We start from the raw sequence: 20,089 nt of genomic DNA, 5'->3' as shown, positions 1-20,089 counted from the left end.
CTGGACTCAAATAAATAATACTGACCAATTGATTATTGGTTGATGGAGCTGTGATATCTCTTGGTAGAAGGCCTTACGATAGATATCCATTGACGAATGTCCATTAAACATAGCTCGTGGATAGTGATTCATCCAATCATTAGTCGCTATGATCTGAGCACTACTATAGTTATTTATAGCTTCACCTTTGGTAATCTCCTTGCGGAGAAACCGGTTATTGATCTCATTGGATCCACGTTCCCAAGGGGAATACGGATCAGCATAGAAAACATGATCGTGAACTTGTGTTAACTCACTAAATTCTGAACCGTTGTCAGAGGTTATTGTCTTAAAGATGCGATAGTAAGCATCTGTGCCCATTTTCTGGCGTAAATTTATAAAGAACTGATTTACTGCATGCGCAGTTTTACCAGCAATTTTACTCGTGATATTAACTCGTGAAAGGCGATCAGTCATTACTAGTACAACACTGTCATTACCGTTTTTCTGTCCCTGAACTGTATCTAGTTCCCAATGGCCAATTTCGGACCGTTGGTCCGCAGTTTGAGGTCGTTGAGCAATATTAGGCCCTAAGCACCTTTTAGCTTGCGGATGAGTTCGATGATGCTTACGTTTAGGTTTTTCAAAGAGGTCTAAATTGGACGTACGAAGCACACCCTCATTAATCCATTGATATAAAGTTACAACCGACTTTGGGATCAGGGTGCCATCATTCATTAAATCTCGAGCCTTATAAATAACCGCTTGTGGGGAGTAATGGTGGTCGTCAAACTCACCAAGCATTAGCTGATCAGCTAATCGTAAAAATTGCTTTGAAGAATAATATAAGCGACGACGACCAGAATGGCGGTGATGTTCAAGATATGTGGCCTGACCAGCTTCATAACTATAGATGTAGTAAGAATATTCGTAAATTTTACCATTAGATTTTTGACGACGAAGTTGGCGGACCGTACCACGGTTGAGCTCGTTATTAATTGTTTGATGATTAACTCCTAATTGGCGACCAATTGCGCGATTGGAAAGTCCTTGCGACTTTAAAGTCGCAATCATCACACGTTCTTCTTTAGTAAGATGAGCATTCTTTTTATGAGTAGTCAATAAACTAGTAGACATGGTATCATTTAAGTGCGTCATTTGACGGACATCCTTTCATATAGGTTTGGTTCACTTAATATGATACCTGATGTCACGCCGAATGGCGTTTTTTATTTACCACCAACTGGGTGGCTAACTTCATTCTATAATCCACCGTTTTTAATTATTATCTTCAGGGATATAGGAAATCGAAGTGAACTTATTATAAGACTTTGCAAATAATAATTTAACTGTCCCCCGCGGACCACTACGATTCTTTTCGATGATGACTTCAACTTCACTAGCATTTGATCCATCGTCATCCTGATTATTTCCCGGGTTATTATTATCGTCCGAATCTTCATCGTGCTCATAATAGTCATCACGATAAAGGAAACTAACAATATCTGCATCCTGTTCAATCGATCCAGATTCACGAATATCAGATAAAACCGGGCGCTTGTCTTGTCGCTGTTCAACTCCCCGCGACAACTGTGATAGGGCAATAACTGGAACTTCCAATTCCTTTGCCAGTTTCTTTAGTTGTCGAGAAATTTCTGAAACTTCTTGTTGCCGGTTATCAGGATTACTCCCTTCAATCAACTGAAGGTAATCAATTACGATCAATCCTAAGTTGCCTTTTTCCTTTGCTAAGCGTCGACAACGTGCCCGAATTTCTGCTACCTTGATTCCCGGTGTATCGTCAATATAGATACTAGCATTACTCAAGGCACCAGTGGCAATAAACAAACTTTGCCATTCATCTTGCGTAAGCTGTCCGGTCCGTAAGTGGTTAGCGTTAATGTTTCCTTCAGCACAGAGCATCCGGTTTGCTAAAGACTCCGCACCCATTTCAAGACTGAAAATTGCGACTGTATTATCGGTTCTAGTTGCAACGTTTTGAGCAATATTCAAAACAAAGGCAGTCTTCCCAACAGCAGGTCGTGCCGCAATAATCACCAACTCGTCTTTATGAAGGCCAGTCGTCATCTCATCTAATTGAGCATATCCAGTTGAGAGTCCAGTAATCTCTGAATCTTGACTAGAGAGCTCACTGACATGGTTAATTGACTCTTGTAAAACGTCACTAATACTTTTAAAACCAGTTTGACGACTATTTTCCGAAACTGACATAATTTCTTGCTCAGCCCGGTCAAGTTGATCTTCAATCTTGTCATTTCCAGCATAACTATCATTGATAATTTTGGTTGCAGTATTGATCAACCGTCGTGAAATCGCCTTATCATGAACAATTTTTGAGTAATAGACAACGTTAGCAGCCGTCGGAACCGCTGTTGCAAGTTCAGCAATATAAGCAACTCCACCAATATTTTCCGTTTGATTATCCTGATCAAGGACATTTTTCATCGTTAACGGATCGATTGGCTGGTCCGCATCATTTAGTTGGACCATCTTTTCAAAAATAATTTGGTGAGCCTTCCGATAAAAATCTTGCGGCTCAAGATATTCCATCGCATCAGCCAACGCGTTTTTACTTAAAAAAGCAGCTCCAAGAACTGCTTTTTCTGCTTCAATATCGCGTGGCTCTTCTTGCACTGGTGCATTATCCATGACGATACCGCTCCTTAAATCTATTAATCCTCATTACTTTTCAGCAATGTGAACACGAATTTGAGCTTCGACTTCTGGATGAAGTTTGATTGGCACATTTACGTAACCAAGCGCCTTAATTGGAGCCGCCAGCTCAATCTTTCGCTTATCAATTTTAAGGTCAAATTGTTTTTGTAAAGCAGTTGCAATTTGTTTTGTTGAAATTGAACCAAATATCCGGCCATCTGTACCGGCTTTTCCGCTTAATTCAACAACTGTATTATCATCTTCAAGAATCTTCTTCATCCGCTTGGCATCAGCTAATTCTTCAGCAGCATGTTTTTCTTCAGCACGCTGTTGACCCTTTAGTTGGCTCATCGCCGCTTTAGTAGCTTGTTTTGCCAATCCACGCTTAATTAAGTAGTTTTGAGCATAGCCATCTGGAACTTCCTTAATTTGACCACGTTGACCACGGCCTCGTACATCTTGTGTAAAAATAACTTTCATTATGATCACTCCTCTGTATCGTCTTGCTCTTTATCAGTTTTAGTTAGAATATCGACTAACTCTTGCTTAACCTGCGTAATATCTTTATCACTGATTTGTGTAGCAGCATTTGCAAGGTGACCGCCACCCCCCATTTTTTCCATGATTACTTGAACGTTGACGTTTCCCATTGAGCGTGCTGAAATTCCGATCTTGTTATCAGCACGTTCAAAAATTACAAATGAAGCTTCAATTCCACTCATTTGGAGCAACATATCAGCAGCCTGGGCAGCCGTGACAGGATCATAAACCTGTCCTTCTTCACCCGTACATAATGCTATTTTATCATTTATTTCCGCTCTTGAAATCAAATGATTACGCATCATGAAAGTTTCTGGATTTTCTTTCATAAATGATTGAATCATTAAACCATCGGCACCAGCAGAACGCAAGTAACTAGCTGCATCAAAAGTTCGCGTACCAGCACTCTTGGTGAATGATTTTGTATCAACCTGAATTCCTGTTAGCATTGCCGTTGCTTCAAGCTTGTTAAGTCCTTTTCCTTCACGTGGTTGGTACTCAAACATTTCCGTAATTAACTCACAAGTTGATGAAGCATATGGTTCGATATAAACAAGCAATGGATTTTCAGGAAAGTCCTCGCCGCGACGATGGTGGTCAATGATAACAAGTCTGTTTTGCATTTTATCATATAATTCAGGGGCAATGGTAATTCCCCGCTTAGCATGATCAACCATTACTAACAAACTGTTATTTGTCACTTTTTCTAACGCTTCGACTGGTGAAATAATATGGTCCTTAATCGTCTGGTAATTATCAATCTCATGCATCAAACGTTGAATATCAGAGTGTGGATGTTCGTCATCAATCACAATCCAACATTCTTTACCGTTCATTTCCGCAATCCGTCGAATCCCCAAACAGGCACCGATTGAATCCATATCTGGATTGGTGTGGCCCATCACAAATAATTGGTCTGATTGGGCCATTAATTCTTGTAATGCTTGACTGATCATCCGTGCTCGTACCCGGGTTCGTTTCTCCATCGGGTTGGTCTTTCCACCATAGAAACGTGCTTCCTGATCTTGAGCACGAACAACAACTTGGTCTCCACCACGACCTAACGCGAGGTCAAGGTTATTTTGTGCTGTATCAGCAAGTTTTATCAGATCATTTTCGCCATAAGCAATTCCTACGCTAAGAGTAACTGGCGAATTTTGCTTGGATGTATTTTCACGGATAACATCAAGGATCTTGAATTTTTGTTTTTCAAGTTCTTTTAATGAAGCTTGATGTCCAATAATCAAGTAATTATCATCATCAATGATCTTCATCAATAAGTGATTAGCAACTGCCCAATCGCTTATTTGTGAAGTTACGTAATTATGAAGATTAGAGACATCAGAATCACTCATTCCTTGAATCAGCTCATCATAATTATCTAGGTAAATATTACCAATGAAGATTTGTTTGTCCTTATATTGTGCACTAATCTGTTCATATTTTGTAATATCTAATAAATAAACTACCTGTCCGTGATGCTGAACTAAAAATTCAAATTGATGGTCACGCCAAGTTACTACTTGTGTTTGCTTATCATCCGCATGATCTTTTATTAATTCCGCTAATTTTACATCAACATCTGCAATCGGCTTCCCTACAACAATTTCAAGATTAAAATAGCGCGCCATATATGGATTAATCCATTCAACCTCATGACGCTTATTTAACATAATCATTCCTATGGGCATTTCCAGCAATGCTTCTTGTTGCCCACGTTGGACTTTATACGTTAATTCATTTAAATATTCATGAGCATCGACTACTAAATTTCTTAACCACCGAATACTAATAGCTCCACCAATAACTGCAATTACTAAAACAATTAGTCCAATAATCCAGTTATCCATAAACCCTAAAATAAGCCCAATGATTGTTAAAAGCACTATATAGCAGACATTCCAGCGGACGGCTGGGTGTTCAAAATAAAACTCCCAGTTCTCACGACTGAAAATTTTTCGCATGCTAGTCCTCCTAAAAATAGCTTTAAATTATTAATTGGATAAATCTATCATATCACATCAAATACTTAGTCAATAGATTATATCATCTAATGACTATTAATACATAAGAATATTAATATAGCAGTCGAAAAATTCTAGAAAAGATAACAGTAATTTAAACGGCTCTACGTCAAGTAGTGTTGATACGCAAATATGAATTTTCGCCAATTAAATTGGTCTAGTTAGAATCGTCATTCGTGGCGGTTCTTTTTAGTTAGTTTGAATTTGGTGGCCAATAATTAAATAAATCCGCGTTTTAAATGCCGTAAAGTAACGATAACCACAGGCAACTCGTTTGATAGTTTTAATTCGATTATTAATCCCTTCGGTTCGACCATTTGAGAACTTCGTCTCAAAGCCACGCTTAATTCCCTCTTTATAGCGCGCTAAAACTTGACAACGGTGGATTGTATAATGGCTGACACTGTCTGGCCGGAGTTTAAGTAATTGAAAGAAAGTTGTAAAATCACGTTGATTGTAAGCACGCTTCAAGGATTGAATAAAATTATAGGTGGCTCTTAACTCTTGGTCATACGCTAACATTAAGTCTAAGATCATAATGGAATTAACAACGCGATTAAAATAACGTCCTTCGTAATAAACTTTTGTACTTAAATTTTCCCGATCTTGAAGAAATAGCCGCCAATAACGTTTAAGGCGCCGAGCTTGTTTCTGCTCCGCAGAATCACCTTTTCGCAAACGATTGAAGACATGAATTCGCACATGATTCATCGTATCATTAAGGTGTTTGGCAATATGAAAGCGATCATAGATGATTTGAGCACAAGGAAAAACGGTTTTAACTAGTTGATCATAAGCAGCGTTCATATCCATTACCAGATATTTTACCCGGCAACGGGCAGCACGTGTAAACTGTTGATAATGCTTAAATAAACTACGTAATCGCCGATCTTCAAGGAGTTCAAATAAGCAACTCCGATCACCATCAACAGCGATGAAACTCATCTTACCTTTAGCGCTCCGCATTGATTTAAATTCATCAATACATAGTGTTTCCGGTAGATAGTTTAAATTCGGCTTGTATTGATCAGCGAGGTCCAAAAGGACCCGCTGGACCGAAGCTTCACTGATAAACAAATCATGGGCAATATCTTTAATTGTTTGAATTCGCGTTAACCGAAGAATAATTTCACGCCTTAAATCACGACTAATTGTTCGTTGCTTTTCAAAAAGATAACTAGTCGCATTAAATGTTGTATGGCAGTCAGGACATTGAAAACGTTGAGTATTAACAAGCAACATTAATGGTTGAGCCCTAAATTGTCCATATTTGTATTTAGCTTGATAAAAACCATATTTTAAGATTTGTCCACGATTAATAACGCCACAATTTGGACAAGCACGCGGGATATAAGAAAGGGTACAGGATATTTGTGCCACCCGAACGTTTTTAATTGATTTATATTTAAGCCAATGATGAGGAAAATTTAAATGAGGGTCTGTTAAATTGAGGAGAGTCCTTGTATCATTATCCATGGAGGTTACCTTCTTTACTATGTGATTTGGCGATTTCATTGTATCAGAGGGCATGCCTCTTTTTTAGTCCCGAAATGTCAATTTAAGTTAGAAAGAAAATAGTTGCTCATCAGTGACGTAAGACATGAATACTTCATATGGAGTTCGATAGCCTAGTGATTTACGGGGCAGGTTATTTCGCTTACTCATCAGTTGGGTTACCAATTCATCAGGAAGATTGCGGAAATCTAGCTGTTTCGTTAAGCCATCCCGGCGTAAAAGACCGTTGTTGTTTTCGTTCAGCCCTCGTTGATTGGGAGCACCAACCTCAGCAAAGTAAGTGTGAAGGTCAAATTGATTGGCAATCTCGCGCCAGCCGGCGAATTCTTTTCCGTTGTCAAAGGTAATCGATTTGAAGAAGTGCCGCGGGAATTTCCGAAGCCACTGACTTAAGTGTTGGTTAATCGCATCAGCCGTCTTTTCGTGCACATTGAGTACAATTTCGACCTTCGATTGGCGTTCGGTCAGGGTCATTACCGCCCCTTGGTGCTTTTTGCCTTGGACGGTATCAGCTTCAAGGGGCCCAAATTCAGTGGCATAGTGCGGAAAGTCCTTGGCACGCTCGTGAATACTTCGCCCCAATTGGCCAGCCTTCCCACGGCGCTCGACATAGCCATTCGGGTGCCGCTTACCTCGCATCGGCAAGGAACGGACATCGAAGCCGAACTGGCCACGTTCAAACATCCGGTAAAGAGTTCGCCGGTTACAACTAATTGGGCGCTCAGCGCGCCCAATAATGGTATCAGGCGTCCACCCCTGGGCAATTTTGTCGTTGATATAAGTGAGTTCAGCCAGTGACAACTGAGTACGTTTTCGGCCACAACGTTGCTTATTGCGCATATAGTGATCTTGATAATCAGCAATTGAGGCACCGGTTTCCAGGTAACGATAAACGCGATAAACGGTTTCGGCGCAACGTTTGATCATTTGGGCCACTCGGTACGCTTTAAGCTTTTGCACGAAAGAATGGGCGATGATTGTCAGCTCGTTTGTGGTAAGATGGGTGTAAGTCATTTGTGGTTTCCTTTCTTTTGTTTAGGGGTATTCAAAAGTCTACCACAAATGGCTTTTCTATTTTTCTAACTTAATTTTACAAACGGCGAGTTTAAAAACAAAAAATCTAGTATTGGTATAGAAAGTGATATTTCTATATCAACACCAGATATTGTAGAGCCATTTAAAATAATAAAGAGGCTGAGTAAACCTCGGCCTCTTTATTATTTTTTATTCTTGCGGAAACTAGTCTTTTGCAACGAATGGCAAAAGACCCATGATCCGTGCACGCTTGATAGCGATAGTTAATTTACGTTGGTTCTTAGCACTAGTACCAGTAACCCGACGTGGTAAGATCTTACCACGTTCAGAAATGAACCGACGTAATAAATCAGTGTCTTTGTAATCGATGTATTCGATGTGGTTTGCGGCGATGAAGTCGACCTTACGACGACGACGTCCGCCCCGACGTTGTTGTGCCATGAAATTACCCTCCTATTCTGAGTAAAAATTTATTTAGAATGGTAATTCGTCATCAGCTAAATCAATGGATTGACCACCATCATCACTGCTTCCAGGGAACTGGTTGCCAGCATTTTGATTGGAATCGAAACCATTATCCATACTTGGTGACGGATTACTTTGAGGAGCATTATTTCCAGGTTGTGGTTGACTGCCATATTGTGGAGCCTGAGCACCAAACGATTGCTGGTTATTATTAAATGGTTGTTGCACGCCTGATTGGTTCATGCCACCATTTTGACGAGGTTCTAACAATGCAAAGTTATCTACAACAACTTCGGTAACATACACACGGTTACCCTGTTGGTTTTCATAATTCCGGGTTTGAATACGCCCTTCAATTCCAACAAGTGAACCCTTATGCGTAAAGTTACTAAAGTTTTCAGCGGATTTACGCCAAATAACGCAATTGATAAAATCAGCATCACGATCACCATTTTGGTTTCGGAATTGCCGATCAACAGCTAACGTAAATGAAACAACTGCTGTCCCGCTGGTTGTGTACCGCAACTCGGGATCTCTTGTTAAACGCCCAGTTAAGACTGCACGATTAAGCATAGATCTTTCTCCTCTCTTTACTTTATTGACAAATTAATTAAGCATCAAGCTTAACAATCATGTGACGTAGGATATCATCACTGAACTTAGCTAAACGATCAAATTCGTTTAAAGCTTGATCGGAATCAGTAGTTAAGTTTACCACGTGGTAAGTACCTTCAGTGTACTTAGCGATTGGGTAAGCAAAACGACGAGTTGACCAATCCTTTGAATCAGCGATAGTTGCACCATTGTCCGCCAAGATCTTGTCGAATCGGTCTACCAATTCGCTCTTTGCAGATTCTTCGATATCAGGACGAATGATGTAAGTAATTTCATATTTGCGTGTTTCCATGAATGTTACACCTCCTTATGGACTCTGGCTCTTCTCGCTATTTGAGAAGAACAAGGAAAGTAGACGTCATTACGTATACTCACAGACATAAAATATAGCATAAAATTCTATTTAAAACAAGGAACATCTAACAAGAAATCCTAAATGTTGCGGTCACTATAACTATATATACGTAAAATATCTACTTTCCCACTTTATTTTTTTAATTTTCTGTTGGTTGATTTTCTTCTTGTGAGGAATTATTAGTTACTTCTTCAGTCTCCTCATCGACTTCTTTATCCACCTTTGCAATCGTAGCAACACGGGCACCATTATCCATCTTAATTAAGTGAACACCAACAGCAGATCGTCCAGTTTGCGATACACTTTCAATGCCAAAACGAATAATTACTCCCTGGTCGGTAACTAACATGATATCTTCATCACCATTGACAGTCGTTAAACCAACTAATGGACCATTCTTTGCAGTAACATTAACTGTCTTAACGCCTAGTCCGCCTCGTCCTTTAATTGGGTATTCAGAAGCAGACGTTTGCTTTCCAAAACCATTTTCACTAATTACAAGAACCTTGCTATCAGAATTAAGAGGGGCAGCACCAATTACGTAGTCTTCATCTCGTAAGCGAATTCCACGAACTCCAGCTGCGCTTCGTCCCATTGATCGAACAACCGATGATTTAAAGCTAAGCGCATACCCATTATGAGTACCAATAATCATTGGCTGATCCTCACTAATAACTTCTACATCGATCAATTCATCGTTTTCATGAAGGTTGAGCGCCTTCAATCCATTGCTTCGAATATTCTTAAATTCTGTTACTGCTGTTCGTTTAACGGTTCCTAGCTTGGTAGTAAAGAAGAGGTATTTATCATCATCGTTAGTTTCATGTGAAACATTAATAACAGCGCTAATCTTCTCTTTATTATTAATGCCAAGAAGATTAATAATTGGAATTCCTTGAGCAGCCCGACCATATTCAGGAACTTCATACCCCTTCATTGAGTATACTTTTCCTGAATTAGTGAAGAAGAGTAACATATCATGAGTTGAACTAGAAATTAATTGTTCAATAAAGTCATCTTTATGAACTCCCATTCCCTTAACACCACGGCCGCCACGATGCTGAGACTTAAATTCATCAACCGGAAGACGTTTAATGTATCCATTGTGGGTCAAGGCAACGATAATATCTTCTTCTTCAATTAGGTCTTCATCTTCAATATTAGTAATATCACCAACTTGAAGCTCAGTCCGTCGTTCATCCCCAAAACGTTTTTGAATTTCCATCAATTCGTCATAAATGATTTGATTAATCCGTTCGCGATGAGCAAGAATATCCTTGTAATCGGCAATTGCTGCCATTAATTTTTGATATTCATCCTCTATCTTTTCACGTTCTAGGCCAGTCAACCGAACTAACCGCATATCAAGAATAGCTTGTGCCTGCCGATCTGATAAACCATAATTATTCATCAACTCATTTTTCGCTACTTCACTTGTTTGTGAATTACGAATAATATTAATTATCTCATCAATATGGTCTAAAGCGATCCGCAATCCGGCAACAATGTGCGCACGATTCTGGGCTTTCTTTAATTCAAATTCTGTCCGTCGCCGTACAACTGATTCTTGGTGTTCCAGATAATGTTGCAAAATTTGTTTTAAGCTTAAAATCTTTGGAGCACCATTAACAATTGCTAGCATATTGAAGTTAAAAGTTGTTTGCATCAAGGTCATCTTGTAAAGGTTATTCAAGATAACTTCCGCACTAGCATCACGACGAACATCAATTACGATTCGCATTCCGTCACGGTCAGTTTCGTCATTAACATCAGTAATTCCATCGATATCTTTATTTCGAGCTAATTCAGCAATTCGTTCAATTAACTTTGCCTTATTAACCATGTATGGAATTTCGTGAACAATGATCCGTTGCTTACCATTCTTCTGTTCTTCAATATCAACTTTTGCTCGAACAATAATAGTTCCCCGGCCAGTTTCATAAGCTTTACGAATACCGGACTTACCCATTACTACTCCACCAGTTGGAAAGTCGGGACCAGGAATAGCCTTCATTAGTCCTTCCGTTGTAATATCGGGGTTATTCATTAACATATGCAGGCCATTAATAACCTCACCTAAATTATGGGTTGGAATATTAGTAGCCATCCCCACGGCAATCCCTGAGGCACCGTTAACTAATAAATTAGGAAAACGAGCTGGTAATACATCCGGTTCTTTTTCAGTACCATCATAGTTATCATGGAAATCAACGGTATTTTTATTGATATCCCGAAGCATTTCAACTGCAATTTTGCTCATCTTTGCTTCGGTATAACGCATGGCGGCCGCTCCATCACCATCAACTGACCCGAAGTTACCGTGACCATCAACAAGCATGTAACGATAACTAAAGTCTTGAGCCATCCGCACAAGTCCTTCATAAATTGAAGAGTCACCATGTGGGTGGAACTTACCCATTACATCCCCGACAATCCGGGCTGACTTCTTGTAAGGCTTATCGGGAGTAACCCCTAATTCATTCATTCCATATAGAATCCGGCGTTGTACCGGTTTTAATCCATCACGGACGTCTGGAAGCGCACGTGAAACAATAACACTCATTGCATAATCCAAGAATGAGTTTTTCATCTGACTCGTAAGATTTACATCCGTGATCCGATTAGGCATATCTTGTTCAGCCAATGTCGTTCCTCCTTTTTTGCGTTAGCAGTAAACAACAGTTAATTACAGGTCAAGGTTTTCAACGAACTTAGCATTTTGCTCAATAAAGTCGCGCCGTGGTCCGACCTTGGTTCCCATTAGCATTGGGAAAATCTTATCAGCCTGTTCTGCGTCGTCTAGTTTTACTCGTAATAGGTGCCGATTTTCTGGGTCCATTGTTGTTTCCCATAATTGCTCAGCATCCATTTCACCTAGCCCTTTGTAACGTTGAATAACTGGCTTAGGACTTGGCTGCAGTGAGCTTACAACCTGCTCTAGTTCTTCATCAGAGTCAATGTATTTTACAAATTTACCTTGCCGAACTTGATATAGCGGCGGTTGGGCAATATAAACATATCCATGCGTAATCATTGGCTTCATAAAGCGATAGAATAAGGTTAATAATAATGTCCGAATATGGGCACCATCGACATCTGCATCAGTCATGATAATTAATTTATGGTAATTAGCCTTTGTAATATCAAAGTCATCCCCAAAACCTGTTCCAAGAGCGGTAAATAAAGAACGAATTTCGTCATTAGCTAGAACTCGGTCAAGGGTTGCTTTTTCAACATTTAAGATCTTTCCTCGGATAGGAAGAATTGCCTGGGTAAGTCGTGAACGTCCTTGCTTTGCCGAACCACCAGCAGAATCACCCTCGACAATAAATAATTCTGAAATTTCCGGATCCTTACTTGTATTATCAGCTAACTTACCTGGTAAATTGCTAATCTCAAGACCACTCTTTTTACGAGTAACTTCCCGTGCCCGTTTAGCAGCCACTCGTGCTTTGGAAGCGAGTTGACCTTTTTCAATAATTTGTCGCGCTTCGTCTGGGTGTTCTAATAAGAACCGGTTAAATGTTGCCGCAAAGACATGGTCAGTCGCTGTTCGTGCATCTGAATTTCCTAACTTAGTCTTAGTCTGTCCTTCGAATTGCGGATCAGGGTGCTTAATGGAGACAACCGCAGTTAAACCTTCCCGTACGTCATCTCCTGATAAGGTCTCATTCGACTTTAAGACACCTGCTTTGTGGCCGTAGTCATTAATAACGCGTGTAAGAGCCATCTTAAATCCGGTCTCATGAGTTCCACCTTCATAAGTATGAATATTGTTAGTAAAAGTTAGTAAGTTGCTACTATATGAATCTGTATATTGTAAGGAAACTTCAACAGTAATATCATTTTCTTTACCTTCCACGTAAATTGGTGGATCAAATAAAACATTTTGATCTTCATTAAGGTATTCAACATAATGACGAATACCACCTTCATAATGGAATTTTTTCCGTTCATGATCTGCTTGTCGTAAGTCTTCGATCGTGATTTTAAGTCCCTTATTTAAGAAAGCTAACTCTCTTAAACGATCAGTTAAAGTTTTAATATTGTAAGTCGTTGTTTCACGGAAAATTTCTGGATCCGGCTTAAAGTGAACGGTTGTACCATGCTCAGTTTCTGGAAGTCCCTCTTCAATTACCTTCATTGCAGACTTAACGTGACCATGATCAAAATCCATGTAGTAACGTTTACCTTGACGAGCAACTTTAACATCTAATTCAGTAGATAAGGCATTTACAACAGAAGCTCCTACCCCGTGAAGACCTCCAGAAACCTTATATCCACCGCCGCCAAATTTTCCTCCGGCGTGCAGAACAGTAAAGACCGTTTCTAAGGCTGACTTTCCAGTTTCTTTTTGCGTATCAACTGGAATTCCACGACCATTATCCTTAACAGTAATACTGTTATCTGGATTAACTACAACATTAATTTCATCACAGAATCCTGCTAAGGCTTCATCAATTCCGTTATCGACAATTTCCCAAACAAGGTGATGAAGTCCCTGGGCTGAAGTGGAACCAATGTACATTCCGGGACGCTTTCGAACTGCATCCAATCCCTTTAAAACCTGAATTTGACTAGCATCGTATTCGCTAGCCAATTCCATCTTGGTTTCTTTTTGTTGTTCGTTGCTCACTTTACTTCCTCCTTATTCAAAGTGCCGTGTTCAATTTCAAAAATCGTGGGTTCATTAATTAGCTGGCGAGCAACATCACTCAGACTAGTTGTCGTCAAAAATGTTTGAACTTTATTCTGAATGGCTGTTAACAGGTGTGTTTGTCGAATCGTATCTAGTTCCGATAACACATCGTCCAATAATAATAATGGATACTCGCCTGTTTGCTCTTTCATCAAATCAATCTCTGCTAGTTTTACTGATAGTGCTGTCGTTCGCTGTTGCCCTTGCGATCCAAACGCCTGCACATTTTTATCATTTACCAGAAAGCGGATATCATCCCGATGAGGACCATAAATTGTTGTTCCTTGCTCGATTTCACGCTGTTCATTATCCTGATATAACTTAAAAAGTGCCTGATAAGCCTCTTCAACAGTAGTATCATCACTAACCTTTAATTGATTAACGTATTCAAGCCGTAATGATTCCTTATTTAGTGAAATTTCTTGATGCAAATCAGCTGCCCATCCTTCAAGGTGCTTTAAAAAATGTTGACGGGCAATAATTACTTCCGCACCAAAAGCAGCAAGCTGATCAGATAGGACTCCTAAAAGGACGCGATCAGTTTGTTGCTTATATTTTAGTTGCTTTAAATATTTGTTTTTTTGTCGTAAGAGTGTGCGATATTGGCCTGCATTGTAGAGGTATTTGCTACTCATCTGGCTAAACTCTCGATCCATAAAGTGGCGGCGTAAAGCTGGGGAGCCTTTTACCAACGACAAGTCCTCAGGGGCAAATAATATTGCATTTAGTTGACCAACATACTGTGATAATCGCGCCTGTTCTAAATGATTTACCTTTGCCTTTTTTCCTTTACTTGAGAATTGTAATTCAAGTGGAATCTTGCCAATACTTTTCTCTACCGTGCCACTTATTAGGGCCGATTTTTCTTGCCAATTAATAAGTTCATGGTCATTGCTTGTTCGATGACTCTTAGTCAGGGAAAGAACATAGATTGCCTCTAGCATATTCGTTTTACCCTGTGCATTATGACCAATTAAAACGTTCACTCCAGGGTTGAAGTGAACGTTTAGATCCTGATAATTTCGAAAGTGATGTAAATGCAATTCCGTCAGAATCATGCTTATCCCTACTTACTCTTAATAACAAGTAATTGGTGGTCAGGAATTTGAATCTTATCTTCGGGATACAATTTGCGTCCCCGCCGATCATACGGCTCATCATTTACTAATACAGTATTTTCTTTTAGAAACCATTTAGCTGCTCCGCCAGTAGGAATAATCCCCTCTTCTTTGAGTAACTGGCCGAGTGTAATAAATGGACTATCAATCAACACTGACTTTTCTTCCATTTTTTTCACCTACTTTTGAATTCTATTATACCACATTATTCGGCCTAATTTTGCGTTATTAGCCTTTCTGAGCGCATTAACTTATTTTAGCCTTTTTTATCAAAATTCGGTTAAATTTGCTCTATGGTCAAAAATCTGAATATAAACTAGCAATACTTATTAAATTTAATCTATGCCAAAATCGAGTAGGAGATAATTGATTAGTTCAATTATCGACCTCTCACACCACCGTACGTACGGTTCCGTATACGGCGGTTCGACAACTTAATCACATTGAATTGACTGGAGCGTCTTGGACATATTCATAAGTCCGAGTTGTTCCAGTTTTCTATTAGTTAGAGAATAGCTCAAGGTCTTACTATGTGCAGTTCGCCAGTAGCCCTTTCGGGTACTAGCGAAGACATATGCATCATGCTGGGGCAGCCCCAACTTCTGTAAGTTAGTTACCTTAGTTTTAAACTTTTTCCATTGCTTCCAAATATACTGCCTTATTCGGACCCTCAACCACTTGTCAAGGCGTTGAATAAAGTTAGTTAGTTTCCCAATTGAGTAGTACTGAAGCCACCCACGCATTTTTCGATGAATTTCTTCAAACATTCTTGTCAGAGATATTCCACGATTACGTTTAGTTAATAACTTCAGTGCTTTCTTTACTCGTTGTTGCGATTGTTTAGCTGGACGGGCGTAGGCCCCATTGTGGTCTACACCCAACGAAAAGCCAAGAAACTTCAACCGTAGCGGGCTACCGACTTTGGTTTTATCTGGGTTCACTTTAACTTTCAAGCGCTTTTCTAGAAACTGGGTAATGCTTCGCATTACTCGTTCTCCGGCTCGTTGACTTTTAACATAGATGTTACAATCATCCGCATAGCGCACAAAGTGGTGACCACGTCTAGTCAACTCTTCGTCCAACTCATTTAGATAGATGTTCGCCAGTAGTGGTGACAATGGCCCTCCTTGTGGGGTTCCTTTTTCACTCTTAGCGAAAAGCCCATGGTCTAAGACTCCGCTAGTTAGAAACTTACGAATGAGTCTTAGTGTCCATGGGTCATCAATATATTGTTGGAGATACTTAATCATCAAGTCATGATTAACGTTATCAAAATAGGCTTTTAGGTCTAAGTCGACAACTCTTCGATAACCTTGATTATAAAGATCTACTACTTTTGAAATAGCGTCATGGGCCCCACGGTGGGGACGGAAGCCAAAGCTATTATCAGAGAAAATACGCTCAAAGATAGGCGTAAGAATTTGGGCTACAGCTTGTTGAACCATTCGGTCCACCACCGTTGGTATTCCAAGTCTTCTTACTCCACCATTAGGCTTCGGAATTTCTACCCGTTTGACTGGAGCTGGTTTATACTTGCCCTCACGCAAACTAGCGATCAGTTCCGTCTTATTTTCTCTGAGATATGGCAGAAGGTCATTGACTGTCATATCGTCAACGCCTGCTGCTCCTTTATTTCTCTTAACTCGCAAATAAGCCTGATTAAGGTTATTGCGATCCAAGACCAGGTCTTGGATAGTGACACTCATACCTTTACCTTCACCATAACCGGTACTACGCGCCCTTGTGTACTTTCGGTTTTCCAAACCTATCCTCGACAAGCGGTCAGCTTGTTGTTCTGTTTTCTGCGATTGTCGCACCTGATTACACCTCCGATATAAGTTACAAGTTATTGTCGTTCAGTCCTTCATCTGATTATTCAAACTACTATGACCTCGGCTGACTTCTGGCTTACTCAACACTGCATCACTGCACCGCTTGTTTCTGTGGAAATTAAACTTATTCCTCTTGTCGGAAACGTGTAGGCCAGATCTCCCCGGGTAAGAATATTAGCTTTCGTACCATGTCATCGTTAGCTTTACTGAGACCAACTTCGAGTAGTATTGGACTTCAACTTGTCTAGCAGCCTTATCCAGTTAATTCCAGCCTTATAGCTACTTCTTGTTCATCGATGCAGTACTTTGCCTTAGACTTCCTTCAGATTCCACCTCACGGTGGACACCCTTGTCCTCAGCTCATGGTTCCGACTACTACGGCCCATAGCGGACTTTCACCACCTAGCTAATACCCATGCCGGGCGCACTAGAAAAGAGGCTACAAAACAAAACGTTCTGTAGCCTCTTTTTTATAAAACTTATATAAGACCTTTCTTAGAATGTCCGTACTGGCGTAATTAAGTGGACAAAATTTTCTTGATCTTCTGTTGGCACCAAGGTAAATGGTCGCAATGGTGAAGTAAATGAAATCTTGATCGTCGCTTGACCAAAAGAACGCAAGGCATCTTTCATGTAGTTAGGATTGAACGAGATTTCAAGATCATTACCATCAAGAGCAGACGTGACTACCTCTTCTTCAACGGTACCGATATCTGGAGAATCACCACTAATTCGGACAAGATTTTCTGATGGCTTTAGACTTAACTTAACCACATCGTTACGGCTTTCATGAGATAAAAGTGAAGCACGCTCAATTGATGATAAAAATGTCCCAGCTTCTAGTTCAACTGTCGTATCAGCAGTTTGTGGAATTAACTGACTAGTTTCAGGGTAGTTTCCGTCTAGTAATCGAGAATAGAAATGAGTATTACCAAAGATAAACAATACTTGATTTTCAGTTACTTGCATTTGTACATCTTCATGGACATCGCTAATCATTCCAGAAAGTTCTTCCATGCTCTTTCCGGGAATAATCACATCAAAATCTATGCCGTTATCGATATTTTCAAGGACCACTTTCCGTTGTGCAAGTCGGTGACTATCTGTTGCAACAGCTGTTAGAATGCCATCTTTTAACGTCATATGCACCCCGGCAAGGATTGGGCGACTTTCTTGTTTAGATACCGCAATAACAGTTTGACGAATTACTTCTTTAAGGATGTCGTTAGGAAGGGTTACTGATTTGTTAGTTTCAATTTCTGGTAAATGGGGAAAGTTTTCAGCATCTTGGCCATTAATTTGGAACTTAGCTGAACCGGAAGTAATATCTGCTTGAAAACCGCTTGTAACTTCAATAGTTACTTTTTTGTCTGGCAGCTTTTTAACAATATCACTGAAGAAGCGGGCTGGTAATACAATAGCGCCAGTGTCTTCAATTGTTAAATCGTTATCAGCATCATTAGCATTAATAACACTTTCGATAGTGATGTCAGAATTGCTACCAGTTAACACAATGTTGTCTTCGTTTACGACCATCTTTAATCCAGTAAGAATTGGAATTGTGGTTTTAGATGAAATAGCACGTAAAACATTATTTAGTTGACTAATGAATGTAGATCGGTTAATTGTAAAATTCATAGGTTTCAGTCCTTTTGTGTAAGTATATAAATATATTTAATAGTTTAAAATATAGTCGTAGTAGTAGGGCCTGTTAATACTGTGGAAAACTATTTAAACGCCTTTTATTGCGAGTTATCCACCTGTTGATAACTTGTGGATAAGTTTGAGGATAATTATTATACTTATCCACAGCTTATGATCTTAGTTTAGCTTTTAATTTTGTAATATCGTTTTGTAAGTCAGTATCCTTTTTTAGTTCTGCCTCGATTTTATCGATAGCATGTAAAACGGTGGTGTGGTCTTTGCCGCCGAATTCGTTGCCAATTTTTGGCAAAGAGGAATTGGTGAGTTCTCGAGAAAGGTACATGGCGATTTGACGAGGCATAACGATTTGTTTAACTCGCTTTTTACCGAGGATATCTCCCTGAGTTATATTATAAAAATCAGCAACTTGTTTTTGAATTGTAGCGATTGATATTTCGTTTTTGGCAACGCGGTGAAGCCCTTTTAATGCTTGAGATGCCAGACTCGGCGTGATTCGCTCACCGCTTAAATTAGCAAATGCTTGAACCTTTGTTAAGGCTCCTTCTAATTCACGAATGTTTGTATCAATTTGACCGGCAATATAGTTAAGGGTGTCGTTTCCAATATCAATATGATCTTCCTCAACTTTGCTCCGTAAAATGGCAATTCGCGTTTCTAAGTCAGGAGGGGTAATTTCGACAGTAAGTCCCCACCTGAAACGTGATACAAGCCGGTCTTGCAGTTCAGGAATCTCATTTGGAATTCGATCAGATGTCATAACGATTTGTTTTTTACGATCATGAAGGGCATTAAAAGTATTGAAAAATTCTAGTTGAGTCCCCTCTTTGTTAGCTAAAAATTGAATATCATCAATTAATAGGAGATCGAGGTTCCGGTATTCTTCTCTTAGTTGTTCAGTGGTATTATTACGAATAGCATTGATATAATCGTTGGTAAAATCCTCACTCGTCACATATTTGACACGCGAATTTGGATTAACTTGAAGCATATGGTTACCGATCGCTTCCATTAAGTGGGTCTTTCCTAAACCAACCCCCCCATAAATAAAGAGTGGGTTGTAAAGGCTGCCGGGGCTTTCGGCAACGGCAAATGCTGCAGCGTGTGCCATTTTATTTCCTTCTCCAACAACGAATGTTCCAAAGTTGTAATGAGGATTAAGAGGAGTATCCATCTCAAAAGAAGGAGTTGGATCATCTTCTGTTTTTTTATTTGTATAGGTAAACTCTCCCTCTAAAATATAATGCGGCTCAATATTTCGTCCCAGTTCCCGTTGAGCGAATTCTTTAAGCTGCGTATTTAAATTTTTGCGCCAAAAATCGCGGTGCACCGGAGTGGGCACCTCGATTTCCAGTTGATTTTGAGAGAGAGAAATTGCTTTTGCCGGAGCAATCAAAGTGTCAAAGGTAACCGGAGTGGTATCCTGACGAAATGAATTTTGGATCGCTTCCCACAGAGAATCGAGCTCAGTCAAAATAATTTCCTCCTAAAGTATTAAATTACAAACGGTATTTTATCATTACATGGAGAAGTTTTCCACAACCAAGTGGATAATAATAAAAAAGTTTACACAA

The 20,089-nt window shown here is 39.7% G+C and carries 16 protein-coding genes; all 16 read right to left on the bottom strand.

The features are described from left to right. Positions 1–6 precede the first annotated feature (6 nt). A complete protein-coding gene (locus SH603_RS01080; protein ID WP_013923736.1) occupies positions 7–1,137 on the bottom strand; it encodes an IS30 family transposase in 1,131 nt (376 codons plus the stop codon). A 120-nt stretch (positions 1,138–1,257) separates the two neighbouring features. Next, on the bottom strand, positions 1,258–2,649 hold the full coding sequence (dnaB, locus tag SH603_RS01075) for a replicative DNA helicase (protein WP_003665244.1): 1,392 nt from the start codon (positions 2,647–2,649) through the stop codon (positions 1,258–1,260). Positions 2,650–2,682: 33 nt separating this feature from the next. Then, positions 2,683–3,135, bottom strand: a complete 453-nt coding sequence (gene rplI, locus SH603_RS01070; RefSeq protein WP_169471072.1) for a 50S ribosomal protein L9 — start codon at positions 3,133–3,135, stop codon at positions 2,683–2,685. A gap of 5 nt (positions 3,136–3,140) precedes the next feature. Then, entirely contained in the window at positions 3,141–5,159 is a 2,019-nt protein-coding gene (locus tag SH603_RS01065) for a DHH family phosphoesterase (RefSeq protein ID WP_321533976.1), read from the bottom strand. Positions 5,160–5,408: 249 nt separating this feature from the next. After that, positions 5,409–6,695: an ISL3 family transposase gene (locus SH603_RS01060; protein ID WP_321533655.1), complete on the bottom strand. Its 1,287-nt coding sequence runs from the start codon at positions 6,693–6,695 to the stop codon at positions 5,409–5,411. Between the two features lie 87 nt (positions 6,696–6,782). Then, entirely contained in the window at positions 6,783–7,748 is a 966-nt protein-coding gene (locus tag SH603_RS01055) for an IS30 family transposase (RefSeq protein ID WP_321533975.1), read from the bottom strand. 225 nt (positions 7,749–7,973) lie between these two features. Beyond that, a complete protein-coding gene (gene rpsR, locus SH603_RS01050) occupies positions 7,974–8,210 on the bottom strand; it encodes a 30S ribosomal protein S18 (protein ID WP_169473429.1) in 237 nt (78 codons plus the stop codon). 33 nt (positions 8,211–8,243) lie between these two features. Then, positions 8,244–8,807 (bottom strand): single-stranded DNA-binding protein, encoded by a 564-nt coding sequence (ssb, locus tag SH603_RS01045; RefSeq protein WP_065533485.1) that lies wholly within the window; start codon positions 8,805–8,807, stop codon positions 8,244–8,246. Positions 8,808–8,844: 37 nt separating this feature from the next. Next, entirely contained in the window at positions 8,845–9,141 is a 297-nt protein-coding gene (rpsF, locus tag SH603_RS01040; RefSeq protein WP_003665235.1) for a 30S ribosomal protein S6, read from the bottom strand. Positions 9,142–9,343: 202 nt separating this feature from the next. Continuing rightward, entirely contained in the window at positions 9,344–11,848 is a 2,505-nt protein-coding gene (gene gyrA / locus SH603_RS01035) for a DNA gyrase subunit A (RefSeq protein ID WP_153705861.1), read from the bottom strand. 42 nt (positions 11,849–11,890) lie between these two features. Beyond that, complete coding sequence (gyrB, locus tag SH603_RS01030) at positions 11,891–13,810, bottom strand: DNA topoisomerase (ATP-hydrolyzing) subunit B (RefSeq protein ID WP_419182126.1); 1,920 nt, start codon at positions 13,808–13,810, stop codon at positions 11,891–11,893. Positions 13,811–13,836: 26 nt separating this feature from the next. Beyond that, a complete protein-coding gene (gene recF, locus SH603_RS01025; protein WP_169473433.1) occupies positions 13,837–14,961 on the bottom strand; it encodes a DNA replication/repair protein RecF in 1,125 nt (374 codons plus the stop codon). 8 nt (positions 14,962–14,969) lie between these two features. Further along, the gene (gene yaaA, locus SH603_RS01020) at positions 14,970–15,191 is read right to left on the bottom strand and encodes a S4 domain-containing protein YaaA (protein WP_169473435.1); all 222 of its coding nucleotides are present in this window, start codon (positions 15,189–15,191) and stop codon (positions 14,970–14,972) included. A 264-nt stretch (positions 15,192–15,455) separates the two neighbouring features. Continuing rightward, positions 15,456–16,838: a group II intron reverse transcriptase/maturase gene (gene ltrA / locus SH603_RS01015; RefSeq protein WP_321533904.1), complete on the bottom strand. Its 1,383-nt coding sequence runs from the start codon at positions 16,836–16,838 to the stop codon at positions 15,456–15,458. 510 nt (positions 16,839–17,348) lie between these two features. After that, the gene (gene dnaN, locus SH603_RS01010; protein WP_321533973.1) at positions 17,349–18,491 is read right to left on the bottom strand and encodes a DNA polymerase III subunit beta; all 1,143 of its coding nucleotides are present in this window, start codon (positions 18,489–18,491) and stop codon (positions 17,349–17,351) included. Between the two features lie 175 nt (positions 18,492–18,666). Further along, on the bottom strand, positions 18,667–19,989 hold the full coding sequence (dnaA, locus tag SH603_RS01005; protein WP_321533972.1) for a chromosomal replication initiator protein DnaA: 1,323 nt from the start codon (positions 19,987–19,989) through the stop codon (positions 18,667–18,669). Between the last annotated feature and the right edge of the window lie 100 nt (positions 19,990–20,089).

Origin of the sequence: Limosilactobacillus reuteri, assembly GCF_034259105.1 — a bacterium.
Lineage (GTDB): Bacteria > Bacillota > Bacilli > Lactobacillales > Lactobacillaceae > Limosilactobacillus > Limosilactobacillus reuteri_G.
This window is presented reverse-complemented; position numbering and strand designations above follow the sequence as displayed.

Bases quoted from the DNA above. Each gene is read 5' to 3' on its own strand.
- SH603_RS01080 (WP_013923736.1), bottom strand. From the start codon at position 1,137: ATGACGCACTTAAATGATACCATGTCTACTAGTTTATTGACTACTCAT.
- dnaB (WP_003665244.1), bottom strand. From the start codon at position 2,649: ATGGATAATGCACCAGTGCAAGAAGAGCCACGCGATATTGAAGCAGAA.
- rplI (WP_169471072.1), bottom strand. From the start codon at position 3,135: ATGAAAGTTATTTTTACACAAGATGTACGAGGCCGTGGTCAACGTGGT.
- SH603_RS01065 (WP_321533976.1), bottom strand. From the start codon at position 5,159: ATGCGAAAAATTTTCAGTCGTGAGAACTGGGAGTTTTATTTTGAACAC.
- SH603_RS01060 (WP_321533655.1), bottom strand. From the start codon at position 6,695: ATGGATAATGATACAAGGACTCTCCTCAATTTAACAGACCCTCATTTA.
- SH603_RS01055 (WP_321533975.1), bottom strand. From the start codon at position 7,748: ATGACTTACACCCATCTTACCACAAACGAGCTGACAATCATCGCCCAT.
- rpsR (WP_169473429.1), bottom strand. From the start codon at position 8,210: ATGGCACAACAACGTCGGGGCGGACGTCGTCGTCGTAAGGTCGACTTC.
- ssb (WP_065533485.1), bottom strand. From the start codon at position 8,807: ATGCTTAATCGTGCAGTCTTAACTGGGCGTTTAACAAGAGATCCCGAG.
- rpsF (WP_003665235.1), bottom strand. From the start codon at position 9,141: ATGGAAACACGCAAATATGAAATTACTTACATCATTCGTCCTGATATC.
- gyrB (WP_419182126.1), bottom strand. From the start codon at position 13,810: ATGGAATTGGCTAGCGAATACGATGCTAGTCAAATTCAGGTTTTAAAG.
- recF (WP_169473433.1), bottom strand. From the start codon at position 14,961: ATGATTCTGACGGAATTGCATTTACATCACTTTCGAAATTATCAGGAT.
- yaaA (WP_169473435.1), bottom strand. From the start codon at position 15,191: ATGGAAGAAAAGTCAGTGTTGATTGATAGTCCATTTATTACACTCGGC.
- dnaN (WP_321533973.1), bottom strand. From the start codon at position 18,491: ATGAATTTTACAATTAACCGATCTACATTCATTAGTCAACTAAATAAT.